The sequence below is a fragment of the Dyella sp. Tek66A03 genome (genome assembly GCF_052567735.1).
In genome coordinates this window covers 134,613-149,872 of the sequence record NZ_CP199584.1, presented here as the reverse complement: position 1 = coordinate 149,872, position 15,260 = coordinate 134,613, and the positions used below count along the sequence as shown (strand labels likewise).

10 protein-coding genes, 2 tRNA genes and 3 rRNA genes are annotated in these 15,260 nt (G+C 59.6%); 5 read left to right on the top strand and 10 right to left on the bottom strand.

Annotated features, from left to right (window positions below):
- The 7 genes from ACT01B_RS00665 to tyrS form a co-directional block, all read right to left on the bottom strand.
- The gene (locus tag ACT01B_RS00665; protein WP_445145481.1) at positions 1–684 is read right to left on the bottom strand and encodes a rhomboid family intramembrane serine protease; all 684 of its coding nucleotides are present in this window, start codon (positions 682–684) and stop codon (positions 1–3) included.
- A 392-nt stretch (positions 685–1,076) separates the two neighbouring features.
- A 5S ribosomal RNA gene (rrf, locus tag ACT01B_RS00660) occupies positions 1,077–1,191 on the bottom strand.
- 194 nt (positions 1,192–1,385) lie between these two features.
- Positions 1,386–4,265: ribosomal RNA gene (locus ACT01B_RS00655) — 23S ribosomal RNA — on the bottom strand.
- Between the two features lie 234 nt (positions 4,266–4,499).
- A tRNA-Ala gene (locus ACT01B_RS00650) sits at positions 4,500–4,575 on the bottom strand.
- Positions 4,576–4,586: 11 nt separating this feature from the next.
- A tRNA-Ile gene (locus ACT01B_RS00645) sits at positions 4,587–4,663 on the bottom strand.
- 199 nt (positions 4,664–4,862) lie between these two features.
- Positions 4,863–6,407: ribosomal RNA gene (locus ACT01B_RS00640) — 16S ribosomal RNA — on the bottom strand.
- The 16S, 23S and 5S rRNA genes sit together here with 2 tRNA genes alongside, the layout of an rRNA operon.
- A gap of 447 nt (positions 6,408–6,854) precedes the next feature.
- Positions 6,855–8,066: a tyrosine--tRNA ligase gene (gene tyrS / locus ACT01B_RS00635; RefSeq protein ID WP_445145480.1), complete on the bottom strand. Its 1,212-nt coding sequence runs from the start codon at positions 8,064–8,066 to the stop codon at positions 6,855–6,857.
- 183 nt (positions 8,067–8,249) lie between these two features.
- On the opposite strand from tyrS, the gene ACT01B_RS00630 reads away from it, so the two are divergent.
- Together ACT01B_RS00630 and ACT01B_RS00625 are read left to right on the top strand one after the other, a co-directional pair.
- Positions 8,250–9,689, top strand: a complete 1,440-nt coding sequence (locus ACT01B_RS00630) for an OapA family protein (RefSeq protein WP_445145479.1) — start codon at positions 8,250–8,252, stop codon at positions 9,687–9,689.
- A gap of 13 nt (positions 9,690–9,702) precedes the next feature.
- Complete coding sequence (locus tag ACT01B_RS00625) at positions 9,703–10,821, top strand: anhydro-N-acetylmuramic acid kinase (RefSeq protein WP_445145478.1); 1,119 nt, start codon at positions 9,703–9,705, stop codon at positions 10,819–10,821.
- On the opposite strand, the gene ACT01B_RS00620 is transcribed toward ACT01B_RS00625, so the two are convergent.
- The 3 genes from ACT01B_RS00620 to ACT01B_RS00610 form a co-directional block, all read right to left on the bottom strand.
- Positions 10,818–11,117: a hypothetical protein gene (locus ACT01B_RS00620; protein ID WP_266184124.1), complete on the bottom strand. Its 300-nt coding sequence runs from the start codon at positions 11,115–11,117 to the stop codon at positions 10,818–10,820. The two genes, ACT01B_RS00625 and ACT01B_RS00620, sit on opposite strands and share 4 nt — an antisense overlap.
- 100 nt (positions 11,118–11,217) lie before the next feature.
- The gene (locus ACT01B_RS00615; RefSeq protein WP_445145477.1) at positions 11,218–12,534 is read right to left on the bottom strand and encodes an AmpG family muropeptide MFS transporter; all 1,317 of its coding nucleotides are present in this window, start codon (positions 12,532–12,534) and stop codon (positions 11,218–11,220) included.
- Entirely contained in the window at positions 12,524–13,294 is a 771-nt protein-coding gene (locus ACT01B_RS00610) for an exodeoxyribonuclease III (RefSeq protein ID WP_445145476.1), read from the bottom strand. The genes ACT01B_RS00615 and ACT01B_RS00610 overlap by 11 nt, the downstream gene beginning before the upstream one ends.
- 34 nt (positions 13,295–13,328) lie before the next feature.
- On the opposite strand from ACT01B_RS00610, the gene ACT01B_RS00605 reads away from it, so the two are divergent.
- The 3 genes from ACT01B_RS00605 (at position 13,329) to ACT01B_RS00595 (ending at position 15,248) form a co-directional block, all read left to right on the top strand.
- Positions 13,329–13,826, top strand: a complete 498-nt coding sequence (locus tag ACT01B_RS00605; RefSeq protein WP_445145475.1) for a GNAT family N-acetyltransferase — start codon at positions 13,329–13,331, stop codon at positions 13,824–13,826.
- Between the two features lie 21 nt (positions 13,827–13,847).
- Positions 13,848–14,495, top strand: coding sequence for an orotate phosphoribosyltransferase (gene pyrE / locus ACT01B_RS00600; RefSeq protein ID WP_445145474.1), 648 nt, complete (start codon positions 13,848–13,850; stop codon positions 14,493–14,495).
- Between the two features lie 111 nt (positions 14,496–14,606).
- Positions 14,607–15,248 (top strand): DUF4124 domain-containing protein, encoded by a 642-nt coding sequence (locus ACT01B_RS00595; protein WP_445145473.1) that lies wholly within the window; start codon positions 14,607–14,609, stop codon positions 15,246–15,248.
- The last annotated feature ends 12 nt before the right edge of the window (positions 15,249–15,260 follow it).

Here is a 15,260-nt window from a genome sequence, read left to right as displayed (position 1 = left end):
TTACCCGCGTAGACGACGCGCGATCGAATCTCGGGAAAACAACGCGAACGCCACGCCGAACAAAAACCCTGCGATATGCGTCCACCACACCACAGCCCCATAGCTCGGGCCCGCATAGGTGAAAAGCAGCTGCAACAAGACCCAGATGCCGATCAACAGGAAAGCGGGTACCCGTACAAACTCGAGGTATAGGCCCAGCGGCAGTACCAGGCCAAGTCGGGCACGCGGAAATAGTGCGATATAGGCACCTAGCACGGCCGACACCGCGCCACTGCACCCGATGATCGGCGCACGCACGCCGGCAAGCGACAGCGCACCCACCAGATTGGCAACGATGCCACCAAGCATGAACAGCAACAGGAAGCGCAGCGAGCCCAGAGCTCGTTCCGCCGGAATTCCGAAGATCACCAGGAACAAGAGGTTGCCCAGCAGGTGCAGCCATGCAAGGTGAATAAACAGGGCCGTGGCGAGACGCAACAAAGACGGGTCGTGCAATTGCGGAAGGATCGGCTGCTTCGCATCGAAAATATCCGCCGGCACCGTGCCCCATTCCAACCACATCGAGACACGTTGCGGCGCCGGCATCAGGGCCAGCCAGACAAAACTGATCACGCACGCGACGACCAGCAAGGTTGAGGCCCATTGCACATGCTTACGACGTCGGGTTTCGACATGGACAAACACGTGAAGGTCGCTCCGCGGGACGCCGGTCAACGGCATTCTGCATGATAGGCGATAACCGGAGACTGCATCCGTGCATGGCAACGCGAACTGGACTCTTCCTCACCGTCCCCGTCCCCTCACCGTCATCCCAGCGAACGCTAGCTGTGCGCGATGCAGACAACGCAACAGGAGATCGAACGGCGTGCGCGCACGCCGAAGGCGCTGGATGACCAGCTTCGCTGTTGTAAAGCGCCTCCAGCGTTCGCTGGGATGACGGTGAGGTGTGTCTGGGCGTCGTCGCGAGGCCCGATGTTTTTGAATCGCCAAAAAAACAAACCCCCGCCGCGTGAGCGACGAGGGTTCGGGATAAAGACAAACGCCTTCCCAAATGGGAAGGCGTTTGAGGATAAAGCCCCTGGCGGTGACCTACTCTTGCATGGGCAATGCCACACTACCATCGGCGCAGCTGCGTTTCACTTCCGAGTTCGGGATGGGATCGGGTGGGACCACAGCGCTATAGCCGCCAGGGAAAGGGTTAAAGCAGCGCTTAAACAGCGCCCGCTTCAAACTTTGAAGAGTTCGGCCATGGATGGCCGATTTTTGCTCTTCCGTGAGACGGATCTCACGTGGAATAAGGATGTAAACGAGTGACAAGCGTCGAGGTGAAATCGGATTTAGATGTATCGCGAGGAATTATCTCTAGCGAAGCGTCTTGGGGTTATATGGTCAAGCCGCACGGCTCATTAGTACGCGTAAGCTCAATGCATTGCTGCACTTCCACACCGCGCCTATCAACCACCTAGTCTTGATGGTGCCTTAAGGAGACTCGAAGTCTCGGGAGATCTCATCTTGGGGCGTGCTTCCCGCTTAGATGCTTTCAGCGGTTATCACTTCCGTTCGTAGCTACCGGGCAATGCCATGGGCATGACAACCCGAACACCAGCGGAACGTCCACTCCGGTCCTCTCGTACTAGGAGCAGCCCCCCTCAAATCTCCAACGCCCACGACAGATAGGGACCGAACTGTCTCACGACGTTCTGAACCCAGCTCGCGTACCACTTTAAATGGCGAACAGCCATACCCTTGGGACCGGCTACAGCCCCAGGATGTGATGAGCCGACATCGAGGTGCCAAACACCGCCGTCGATATGAACTCTTGGGCGGTATCAGCCTGTTATCCCCGGAGTACCTTTTATCCGTTGAGCGATGGCCCTTCCATACAGAACCACCGGATCACTAAGACCTACTTTCGTACCTGCTTGATCCGTCGATCTCGCAGTCAAGCACGCTTATGCCTTTGCACACAGTGCGCGATGTCCGACCGCGCTGAGCGTACCTTCGTGCTCCTCCGTTACTCTTTGGGAGGAGACCGCCCCAGTCAAACTACCCACCATACACGGTCCCTGATCCGGATTACGGACCTAGGTTAGAACGTCAAGCACTTCAGGGTGGTATTTCAAGGATGGCTCCACCGAAACTAGCGTCTCGGTTTCATAGCCTCCCACCTATCCTACACAGAAGAACTCAACGTTCAGTGTAAAGCTATAGTAAAGGTTCACGGGGTCTTTCCGTCTTGCCGCGGGAACGCTGCATCTTCACAGCGATTTCAATTTCACTGAGTCTCGGGTGGAGACAGCGCCGCTGTCGTTACGCCATTCGTGCAGGTCGGAACTTACCCGACAAGGAATTTCGCTACCTTAGGACCGTTATAGTTACGGCCGCCGTTTACTGGGGCTTCGATCAAGAGCTTCGCCTTGCGGCTGACCCCATCAATTAACCTTCCAGCACCGGGCAGGCGTCACACCCTATACGTCCACTTTCGTGTTTGCAGAGTGCTGTGTTTTTGATAAACAGTCGCAGCGGCCAGGTTACTGCGACCCTTCTCAGCTCAGCTACGCATGTAGCCACCAAAAAGGGCGCACCTTCTCCCGAAGTTACGGTGCCATTTTGCCTAGTTCCTTCACCCGAGTTCTCTCAAGCGCCTTGGGATTCTCACCCTGCCTACCAGTGTCGGTTTACGGTACGGTTTCTCTGTAGCTGAAGCTTAGTGGCTTTTCCTGGAAGCGTGGTATCAGTCACTTCGCCCAAAAGGGCTCGTCTCGGTGCTCGGCATAAAGAGGGCCGGATTTGCCTAACCCTCATGCCTACCGCCTTTCCCCGGGACAACCAACGCCCGGTAGACCTAACCTTCTCCGTCCCCACATCGCACTACAGACAAGTGCAGGAATATTAACCTGCTTCCCATCGACTACGCATTTCTGCCTCGCCTTAGGGGCCGACTCACCCTGCGCCGATTAACGTTGCGCGAGGAAACCTTGGGCTTTCGGCGTGGGGGCTTTTCACCCCCATTAACGTTACTCATGTCAGCATTCGCACTTCCGATACCTCCAGCAGACTTCTCAATCCACCTTCACAGGCTTACGGAACGCTCCTCTACCGCGCACACCTAAATGTGCACCCCGAGCTTCGGTGTATCGCTTAGCCCCGTTAAATCTTCCGCGCAGACCGACTCGACCAGTGAGCTATTACGCTTTCTTTAAAGGGTGGCTGCTTCTAAGCCAACCTCCTGGCTGTCTATGCCTTTCCACATCGTTTTCCACTTAGCGATAACTTGGGGACCTTAGCTGCGGGTCTGGGTTGTTTCCCTTTTCACGACGGACGTTAGCACCCGCCGTGTGTCTCCCGTACATTCTGTCCTGGTATTCGGAGTTTGCCATGGTTTACTAAGCCGCGATGGCCCGCTAGCCATAACAGTGCTCTACCCCCAGGAAGATTCATACGAGGCGCTACCTAAATAGCTTTCGAGGAGAACCAGCTATCTCCGAGTTTGATTAGCCTTTCACTCCTATCCACAGCTCATCCCCATCTATTGCAACAGATGTGGGTTCGGTCCTCCAGTGCGTGTTACCGCACCTTCAACCTGGCCATGGATAGATCACTCGGTTTCGGGTCTACTGCCAGAGACTATGCGCCCTATTCAGACTCGGTTTCCCTTCGCCTCCCCTATACGGTTAAGCTTGCCACTGACAGTAAGTCGCTGACCCATTATACAAAAGGTACGCAGTCACCCTTGCGGGCTTCCACTGCTTGTACGTATACGGTTTCAGGGTCTATTTCACTCCCCTCTCCGGGGTTCTTTTCGCCTTTCCCTCACGGTACTAGTTCGCTATCGGTCAGTCAGGAGTATTTAGCCTTGGAGGATGGTCCCCCCATGTTCAGACAGGGTTTCTCGTGCCCCGCCTTACTCAATTTCATCTCTAATGCCCTTTCGCCTACGGGGCTATCACCCGCTATGGCCGGCCTTTCCAAACCGTTCGGCTAAAACACTAGAAACTTTTGGGCTAGTCCGCGTTCGCTCGTCGCTACTGACGGAATCTCGGTTGATTTCTTTTCCTCCGGGTACTTAGATATTTCAGTTCCCCGGGTTCGCCCTGCATGGCTATGTATTCACCATGCAGTACTCCTTGCGGAGTGGGTTTCCCCATTCGGACATTGCCGGATCAAAGCTTGTTGCCAGCTCCCCGACACTTTTCGCAGGCTGCCACGTCCTTCATCGCCTCTGACTGCCAAGGCATCCACCGTATACGCTTAGTCGCTTGACCATATAACCCCAAGTCGCCTCGGGGCCGGATTGCACATCCCTTACGAGGGGATGCCAACTCATGCCAAACAACGATTCGCTTAATTGCCTCTTCGACACATCTCGATTCGGTTTCGAACCAAGACGCTTGTCACTCGTTTACAGTTTTTCAAAGAACACAAGAACGGCCACAATGCCGCCTCGTTTCTAAATCTTTATGTGTGCGCTGCCTTACCTTTCACGTCCGGTCACCAAATGGTGGAGCCAGTCAGGATCGAACTGACGACCCCCTGCTTGCAAAGCAGGTGCTCTCCCAGCTGAGCTATGGCCCCAAGTGATTTGGTGGTGGGTCTGGGAGGACTCGAACCACCGGCCTCACCCTTATCAGGGGTGCGCTCTAACCACCTGAGCTACAGACCCGGGAACCTTTGTACCTCTCCAACGAAAATAACGCAGCCAATGACCAGCATCAGCGCGTGGGTTTCATTGAAAAGTCCAGCCAGGGAAGGCTGGTTTTGCTTTTCGCGGCACGGAAGCCGCGTGAAGCAAACGCTTTGCGTGAAATTAAGGGCAGGTGTCTTGTGTGGACGTCTTGCAGCAGCGAAAGCTGCCTATCTCTAAAGGAGGTGATCCAGCCGCACCTTCCGATACGGCTACCTTGTTACGACTTCACCCCAGTCATGAACCACTCCGTGGTCGTCGTCCCCCTTGCGGTTAGACTAACGGCTTCTGGAGCAACTCACTCCCATGGTGTGACGGGCGGTGTGTACAAGGCCCGGGAACGTATTCACCGCGGCATAGCTGATCCGCGATTACTAGCGATTCCGACTTCACGAAGTCGAGTTGCAGACTTCGATCCGGACTGGGATCGGCTTTCTGGGATTGGCTCCACCTCGCGGTATTGCAACCCTCTGTACCGACCATTGTAGTACGTGTGTAGCCCTGGCCGTAAGGGCCATGATGACTTGACGTCATCCCCACCTTCCTCCGGTTTGTCACCGGCAGTCTCCTTAGAGTTCCCACCATTACGTGCTGGCAACTAAGGACAAGGGTTGCGCTCGTTGCGGGACTTAACCCAACATCTCACGACACGAGCTGACGACAGCCATGCAGCACCTGTGTTCTGATTCCCGAAGGCACTCCCGCATCTCTGCAGGATTCCAGACATGTCAAGGCCAGGTAAGGTTCTTCGCGTTGCATCGAATTAAACCACATACTCCACCGCTTGTGCGGGCCCCCGTCAATTCCTTTGAGTTTCAGTCTTGCGACCGTACTCCCCAGGCGGCGAACTTAACGCGTTAGCTTCGACACTGATCTCCGAGTTGAGACCAACATCCAGTTCGCATCGTTTAGGGCGTGGACTACCAGGGTATCTAATCCTGTTTGCTCCCCACGCTTTCGTGCCTCAGCGTCAGTGTTGATCCAGATGGCCGCCTTCGCCACTGATGTTCCTCCCGATCTCTACGCATTTCACCGCTACACCGGGAATTCCACCATCCTCTATCACACTCTAGCGAGCCAGTATCCATCGCCATTCCCAGGTTGAGCCCGGGGATTTCACGACAGACTTAACTCACCGCCTACGCACGCTTTACGCCCAGTAATTCCGATTAACGCTTGCACCCTTCGTATTACCGCGGCTGCTGGCACGAAGTTAGCCGGTGCTTATTCCTCAGGTACCGTCAGTTCCGCCGAGTATTAATCGACAGCGTTTCGCTCCTGATAAAAGTGCTTTACAACCCGAAGGCCTTCTTCACACACGCGGCATTGCTGGATCAGGCTTGCGCCCATTGTCCAATATTCCCCACTGCTGCCTCCCGTAGGAGTCTGGACCGTGTCTCAGTTCCAGTGTGGCTGATCATCCTCTCAGACCAGCTATCGATCGTCGCCTTGGTAGGCCATTACCCTACCAACTAGCTAATCGAACATCGGTTCGTCTAACCGCGCGAGGTCTTGCGATCCCCCGCTTTCTCCCGTAGGACGTATGCGGTATTAGCGTAAGTTTCCCTACGTTATCCCCCACGTTTAGGTAGATCCCGATGCATTACTCACCCGTCCGCCACTCGCCACCCACAGTATTGCTACTGCTGTGCTGCCGTTCGACTTGCATGTGTTAGGCATGCCGCCAGCGTTCAATCTGAGCCAGGATCAAACTCTTCACTTAAGTTTTCGATGATCCGAAGATCATCTATCTTTCTGAAGGGATTGTCCCAACGTAAAACGTCATTGCTGACTTTATGTTGGACCCTTGCATTACTTTGGACAGTCATTCCGTCCACTGCAAGGCGTCCACACAAGTCACCTGCGCACACTGTCAAAGATCTCAATCACTTGCGACTCGTTGCCGATGTCGCGTTGGAACATTTCGTTCCGAGTGAGCCGCTCATCTTACATCGTTTTTCCGGTCCGTCAACACCTTCAGCGTGGAACTTTTTGCTGTCGTTGTTGCCGTGGAAGACGTTGCCAGCGGCGGGAGGCGAATAATAGGTAGACCCCCCACCTTTGACAAGCAATTTTTCAAATTATTTTTCGCGTTTCGCGTAAGACGTTGTTCTCACGCGAAACTCTGTTCGCGAATGCATCGCGACGAGCTGGCGTCGTCGCGATCGACTCACGCAGACGTCAACAACACGCGTGCGAAATTTCGCTTACCGACCTGCAAAACCGCTTCGAATCCGGCAGGAAACACGCGTTGCGCGTCTTCGACGACTTCTGAGTCAATGCGCACGGCGCGTTCCTTGAGCTTGCGATTCGCTTCGGAGTTGCTTGCCGTGAGTCCTGCCGCAGTAAGTAGTGCAGGCAAACGCAGGCCTTCCGCAGGCACGGCAATTTCGGTGAGCGGCAACAGACTCGTATCGCCTTCGCCGGTGACGACCGCATGCCAGCCAGCAATCGCCTGCTCCGCGGCAGCAGCATCATGGAAACGCGTGGTCAGTTCGCGCGCCAGGCGCAGCTTGGCGTCACGCGGATGGAGCGCGCCCCTCGCGATGTCTTGCTTCATACGTGCGAGGTCGTCCAGCGAGGTCTCGAAGCTGAGCAGCTCGAACCAGCGCCACATCAACTCGTCACCGATCTTCATGGTCTTGGTGACCATGTCGATGGCGGGCTCGTTGATACCTATGTAGTTGCCCAAGGACTTGGACATCTTGTTGACGCCATCCAGGCCTTCCAGCAGCGGCATGGTCAGCACGATCTGGGCCGGCTGCCCATGGTGCTCCTGCAGGGCACGGCCCATCAGCAGGTTGAACTTCTGGTCGGTGCCACCCAGCTCGACGTCGCACTGGAGCGCGACGGAGTCGTAACCCTGCACCAAGGGGTACAGGAACTCGTGGATGGCGATCGGCTGCTGCCCGGCATAGCGCTTGGCGAAATCGTCGCGCTCGAGCATGCGCGCTACCGTGTGCTGCGCAGCGAGCTTGATCATGTCGGCGGCCGTCATCTGGCCGAACCACTCGGAATTGAAGCGCAGCTCGGTGCGCTCCCTGTCGAGCACCTTGAAGACCTGCTCGGCATAGGTCCGGGCATTGGCGAGCACGTCGTCGCGAGTCAGCGGCTTGCGCGTGATGTTCTTGCCCGTGGGGTCACCGATCATGCCGGTGAAATCGCCAATCAGGAAAATCACCTCATGCCCCAGATCCTGGAACTGGCGCATCTTGTTGAGCAGCACGGTGTGGCCCAGATGCAGGTCCGGCGCGGTCGGATCGAAGCCGGCCTTGATGCGCAGCGGGCGCCCGAGCTTCAAGCGCTCGACCAGCTCTTCCTGCTTGATAATTTCGTCGGCGCCGCGCGCGATGGTGGCTAGCGCCTGCTCAAGCTCGTTCATGTATTCCTCGATCCACGGGTTGTCTGGACAGCTGCGAGAGCATAGCTGCCCCCTCGATACCGTTAATTGTGCGTTAACCCCGAAGATCGCGCAAACCATTGATGGAAAAGGCGTTGACGCCCTTTACACATGACCGCTATGGTACGGCCCAACTAGAAATTTGTACCTCGGGGAACACCGGGCATGGGTGAGAGTAAAGGGATCGCGCGCGCTGCGCGCAAACAGGCTATGCGCCGCAAGGCGCAGCGTCGTCACTCTCACTTTTATGAACGCTGTGCGCACTGGTCGTTCGGTTGTCATGGCGATGCGGAACCGATCCGCTGGCATCGCGAACGCTGGATGCTTGCTGGCACGGCGCTGCTGATCACCGCGCTATCCGGCTTCATCATTCCGGCGTGGGCCAGCGCGATGCGCCCGGACACGGTGTCCACGGCGCATGCCATGCTGCCGCTCGCACTACCGCGCGCCGCACCCGAAACCGCGCAAGTGCCTACCGTTGAGGATTGGCACATCGTGCAGGTGCAGCCGGGCCAGACGCTGTCCGATATCTTTCAGGGCCAGGGCCTGAGCCTTACCGATTTGCAGCATGTGGTCGAGCAAGCCGGCGACACCAAGGCCTTGCACAACATCCGCCCGGGTCAGGAGTTCGATTTCCTGCTGGGTAGCGATGGCAGCTTGAGGGGCATTCGTTTCGACAAAGATGAAGCCAGCCGCGCCGTCATGCGCTTCGACGGCGACAAGGCGACGGTGACGGCGCAGACGCGTGAAGTGGAGCGTCGCGAGCACGTCGCCCACGGCACCATCGACAGCTCCCTGTTCGCCGCTGGCTCCAAGGCCGGCATGAGCACGCAGATGGTGCTCAAGCTCGCTGAGCTGTTCAAATACGACATCGACTTTGTGCAGGATCTGCGCGAGGGCGACAGCTTCACCGTGATCTACGACGACGTGTATCGCGATGGCGCCTATCTGCATGAAGGCGAGATCGTGGCGGCCGAGTTCGTGAACCAGGGTGACCGCTATACGGCTTATCGCTTCAAGAAGGACGATGGCAGCTACGGCTGGTTCAGCGAGGACGGCCGTCCGATCCAGAAATCCTTCCTGCGCATTCCGGTGGACTTCACCCGCATCTCCTCGCAGTTCAGCGCGGCACGCATGCATCCGATTCTCGGCCTGATGCGCGCGCACCAGGGTGTGGACTATGCAGCGCCGACCGGTACGCCGATCCACGCCGCGGGCGATGGTGTGGTCAAGTTCAAGGGTTGGATGAACGGTTACGGCAACTTCGTGATCATCCAGCACGACGGCAGCATCAGCACGGCCTATGGCCACATGTCCAAGTTTGCCAACGAGAAGGTGGGCCAGCGCGTGAGCCAGGGTTCGGTGATCGGCTATGTCGGCATGACGGGTCTGGCCACCGGCCCGCATTTGCACTACGAATTCCGCGTCAACAACGTGCAGCGCGATCCGCAGAAGGTGACGCTGCCCAAGCCTGAACCATTGCCGGGCGCACAGCTGGCAAAGTTCAGGGCCCAGGTGGTGCAGCCGCAGCTGGCTCGTTTGAAGACCCTGGACGCGAATATCAAGCTGGCCCGCGCCAGCGGCAACAAGCGCAACGACGACTGAGTAACCATTTCGCGTGAACGATGCTTCGGCGCTTTACCTCGGCCTGATCTCGGGCACCAGCGCCGACGGCATTGACGCCGCGCTGGTGCGCTTCGAGAACGACACGCCCCAATTGGTGGACGCGCTGACGCATCCGTGGCCGGATGCACTGCGCACGCGCATTCTTGCCGTGGCGCAGGATGAAACCCGTCTCGACCTCGATGCCTACGGACGTCTCGACGTGGCCATCGGCCAGTGCTTTGCGGATGCCGCCGCACAACTATTGGCGCGCCATGAAGGCCTTCGATCAGCCGTTCGTGCGATCGGCTCGCATGGCCAGACCCTGCGCCACCGACCTTCCGGCGAACACCCGTTCACCCTGCAGGTGGGTGATCCCTCGGTGATTGCCGAACGCTGTGGTATCGATGTGGTAGCCGATTTTCGCCGTGCCGACGTGGCTGCGGGTGGCCAGGGTGCACCACTGCTCCCCGCTGTACACGCCATGTTGCTGGCGCAGACCGATCGCACGCGCGTCGTGCTGAATCTAGGCGGCATCGCCAATATCACCGTGCTCGGCGCGGACGGCAGCGTCCTTGGTTTCGACACCGGCCCGGCGAATGGTCTGATGGATGGCTGGTGCCTGCGTCACCTCGGTGTGCCCTTCGACGCGAACGGCAGCTTTGCCGCTTCCGGCCACATCGACGCGACGCTGCTGGCCAGTTTGCTGGCCGATCCGTATTTCGCATTGCCACCGCCGAAGAGTACCGGGCGCGAGCATTTCCACCTGGCATGGCTCGAGACGCATCCACGTTTGCTCTCGCTGCCACCCGCCGACGTGCAGGCGACCCTGCTTGAGCTGTCTGCACGCAGTGTGGCGGAGGCCATTTCGCGGCATGCCGCGGATGCGGTCGATGTGCTCGCCTGCGGTGGCGGCGTGCATAACGAAGTGTTGATGCATCGACTGGGCGAGCTGCTGGCTCCGCGCGTGCTCGCGAGTACGGCCGAGCATGGGGTCGACCCGGACTATCTGGAAGCGACGGCGTTTGCCTGGTTGGCGCGGCAGCGGCTGCTGGGCTTGCCGGGCAACCTGCCTGCCGTCACCGGAGCCCGCGGTCCCCGCGTGCTCGGCGCCGTCTACCCGGCTCCGCTCTAGTCGCTATCGCCCAGCGTGCGGTTGCCGGGTGCCAGCTGGGTGGCCGGCGTGCGCGAAAGCGCCTGCATGGCCTCCATGAACGCGGCCCGCTCCTTGGCGTCCCATTGGCCACTCAGCGTGGTGAGGTCGCCCGGGTCGAGCATGGTTTCGGCAAAAAGGTTGGATGAGGCCAAGCCGAGGCCGTGCCGCAGTGCATAGAGCACCACGTCATTGATCGACCACTGTCGCTCCTTGGCCAGCGCCTTGATGCGCTCAGCCATGGAGTTGTCGATATGGCGTATGACGAGGTCCGGCACGGACTTCTCTCCCCGGTCACAAGCCCCCTGTGCGGATTATCTTGGCACAGAAGAACCCCGCGGAATATCGATCGCTTGGCTGATTGCTCTGTCACGCGCCTCAGCTCGCAGCGCTGCCCTCGTCGGCCGGGTCCTGCCGGCCGAACCAGCGCCACAGGTACAGAAACAACAGGCCAGCCGGTAGCACTGACACCACGGTAAGGATGAAAAAGCTGCCGTAGCCGGTGGCTTCCGCAATGCCGCCCGCGAAGAAGCCCAGGAGCTTGCCAGGCAGGTTCACCATCGAACTGAGCAGGGCGTATTGGGTGGCGGTGTGCTGGCGATTGACCAGCGACGACAGGAAGGCCACCGTGGGTGGCCCCAGCACGCCCAGGGTGAAGTTGTCGCTGGAAATCACCAGGGTAAGTACCAGCAGGTTGCCGGGATGACCGATCAACCACAAATAAAGCAGGTTGCTGATGCCAGCCAGCACGATCGATACCCCGAGCGTGCGCCAGGCGCCCCAGCGCGCCACGGCGGCGCCGCCGACAAACGCGCCAAGGATGCCGATCCAGATACCGTAGATCTTGGTAATGGTGCCGATCTGCGTCTTGGTGAAACCCATGTCGCGATAGAACGGGCTCATCACACCGCCGATGGTGGCCTGTTCGGGGATCTTGAACAGCAGGATGAAGAGCAGCGTCACGCCAGCCAGATGCCAGCCGTAGCGGCGGAAGAAGTCGGCGAAGGGCTCGATGACGCTCTCGCGCATGGCCTCGCCCCAGCTGTGGGGTCTCACGCGGGTAACTTGCGGTTCCGCGGCCCACAAGGTGGTGGCGATCGGCACGATCATGGCGACCGCCATGATCAGATAGACCCTCTGCCAGACCATATGGTCGGCCAGGATCAGCGCCACTGCGCCGGCGACAATCAAAGCAATGCGGTAACCCAAGGCGTAGGTGGCCACCAACGCACCTTGCGCGGCCACGGGGGCGATCTCGATGCGGTAGGCATCAACGGCGATATCCTGGGTGGCGCCGAAAAAGGCCACCACCAGCGTCGCCGCAACGAATGGCCCCAGCTGGGTCGGCGTTAGCAAGGCCATGCCGACCAGGCCCACCACGACGCCCAGCTGGGCGAGCAATAGCCAACCACGGCGCTGACCCAGCCGACAGAAGACCGGCAGGCGCCAGTGGTCGAGCAGCGGCGCCCACAGGAACTTGAACGCATAGGTCAAGCCCGCGCTGGCAATCATGGTGATGTCTTTGAGCTCGATGCCCTTTTCCTTGAGCCAATAGGCCAAGGTGCCGGCGACCAGCAGAAATGGCAGGCCGGAGGAGAAACCGAGCAGGAACATGGTCCAGGCGGCAGGCTGCGTGAACGCGTGCCACACCGATACCTTGGCCGGCTTGCCAGCCGGCACGGGCTTATTCGGCATAGTCGACCGTGAATGGTGCGTGGTCGGAGAAGCGCTCGTCACGGTAGATCGAGCAGTGCTTCAGGCGCGCGCGCAGCGACGGCGAGACCACCTGATAGTCGATGCGCCACCCCACATTGTTTGCGCGGGCCTGGCCACGATTGGACCACCAGGTGTATTCCACGGCCTCGGGCTTGATCGCGCGGAAGCTGTCCACCCAGCCGCGTTGCTGGAACAACAGGTCCAGCCAGGCGCGCTCCTCCGGCAGGCAACCGGAGTTCTTCTGGTTGGAGGACCAGTTCTTGATGTCGTTCTTGGTGTGGACGATGTTCCAGTCGCCGCAGATGATGTACTCGCGGCCGCTCTTCAGCCACTGGTCGAAGATCGGCGTGATCCACTCCATCGCCTTGAACTTGAATTGCTGGCGCTCATCGCCGGACGAACCCGAGGGGAAGTACAGCGACACCACCGAGAGGTTTCCGAAACGCGCCTCGATGTAACGGCCTTCGTTATCGAACTCGTCCCAGCCTAGCTCGGTCAGCACCTTGTCCGGCTCACGCTTGGCGTAGATCGCCACGCCGCTATAGCCCTTCTTGCTGGAGGCATCGCGATAGAAGCAATGATGGCCGTCGGGGCGGAACATCGGATCGCTGAGCTGGTCTTCCTGCGCCTTGGTTTCCTGCAGGCAGACCACATCCGCCTTCTGCTTGCGCAACCACTCGAACACCCCTTTGTTGGCGGCCGAACGAATGCCATTGGCGTTAAGACTGATGATGCGCATGCGGGCTCCCTGGTGATGCGCCATCATACCAACCATGCATAACGAGCCCGATATCCGCGTCGCGCCGGTCGAGGCATCGCTTCGCCAGGCCCTGCTCCACCTGAGCGTTCATGAGACACAGCATGATTTCGTAGGACATATCGCGGACTTGCTGGCCGACGCCGAGAGCTGCGACGGCAGCGAGCCGATGGTTATCCTGCACGGCGCCATGCCGATCGGCTATTACCGCATCGAAACACAGGCGCGCTGCATTGCCGGGCGTGATTTCGTGCGTCCTACGCTGGGCTTGCGCGCATTCTTCATCGACCGCCAGTGGCAGGGCCGCGGCTTCGGCGGGCTCGCTCTCGCGGCGATATTCGGCGACCTCGCCATACGGCACCCCACGGCGCGTGACCTGGCGCTTACCGTGAACAGCCGCAATACCGTCGGCCTGGCGCTTTATCACCGCGCCGGCTTCGTGGACACTGGCGAGCTGTACCATGGCGGCCGTTCCGGGCCGCAGCACCTGCTGGTGCGCGCCCTCACCGCCTGACAAACCATCGAGAGCCTTTCCGTGCACGATTACCAGCGCGACTTCATCGACCTCACCCTGCAGCGCGAGGTGCTGCGCTTCGGCGATTTCACGCTGAAGTCGGGGCGCCAGAGTCCCTACTTCTTCAATATGGGTCGGATCGATTCCGGTGCCGCGCTGGCGCAGCTCGGCCGCGCATACGCGGCGGCCGTGGTCAACTCGAGCATCGAGGTCGACATGCTGTTCGGCCCGGCCTACAAGGGCATCGCACTCGCTGCGGCCACCGCCATCGCGCTGGCCGATCAGCACGGCCGCGACCTGCCCTGGGCCTATAACCGCAAGGAAGCCAAGGACCATGGTGAGGGCGGCGTGCTGGTCGGCGCACCGCTCAAGGGCCGCGTGCTGATTGTCGACGATGTGATGACGGCGGGTACGGCCGTGCGCGAATCGCTGGCGCTGATCCGCGCCCACGGCGCCACCCCGGCCGGCGTGCTGATTGCGCTCGATCGCCAGGAGCGCGGCCAGGGTGAGCTGTCTGCGGCACAGGAAGTCACCGTCGAATTCGGCATTCCGGTGGTCGCCATCACCAGCCTCGGCGACGTGCTGGCTTATGCGGGCGAGCGCCCGGAACTGGCCACGGAGCATGCGCGGCTGGTGTCCTATCGCGCGCGCTACGGCGTCAACGGCTGACCCTTGTGGAGCACGTTGGCGACGTCAGTCACATCAGCGGTCACATCGGCGTGGCAAGGTCTTGGTCGTCGCCGTACGCCGGCTATACTTCCGCCGACAAGGGGGAAATCCATGCGTAGAACAGTTTTTGTCATCGCGACGCTCGCGCTGGCAGCCGGCCTGCAGGCGCAGGCACAGAACAGTAACCAGGGTGGCGTCCGCTATCGCTGGCGAGATGCCAGCGGCCTGCCGCATTACAGCGACAGCCTGTCGTCCGATGCGCTGAAATACGGCTATGAGCTGGTCAGTGATCGCGGCCTGGTAATCCAGCACGTCGATCGTCAGCTCAATCCAGAGGAGCGCGCCGCCGCCCACAAGCTGGCTGACGAACAGGCCGCCCAGCGACGAGCGGAGGAGGAGCGCACCCGCGCGGACTCGCAGACGCTTGCCGCTTATCCGACTGAAGATGCCTACAAGACTTCCCAGCAGCAGAACCTGGGCAGCATCGACCAGCAGATGAACACCACGCGCGTCAATCTGCATAGCCAGGAAAAGGCGCTGGCAGATCTACTGACGCGCGCCGGCGATCTGGAACGCGCCAAGCAGCCGCTTCCCAAGTTCTTGAGCGACAGCATCAGCAAGCAGCGCAATGTCGTGGCAGGCCTGCGCAATACACTCGAGCGCCAGCAGAATGCCCGTGACGCCGCGGAGCAGAAGAATGGGCAGGATCTTCAGCACTACCGTGATGTGAAGGCGGCGCAGGACAAGCAGTAGAGATGGAAGCGG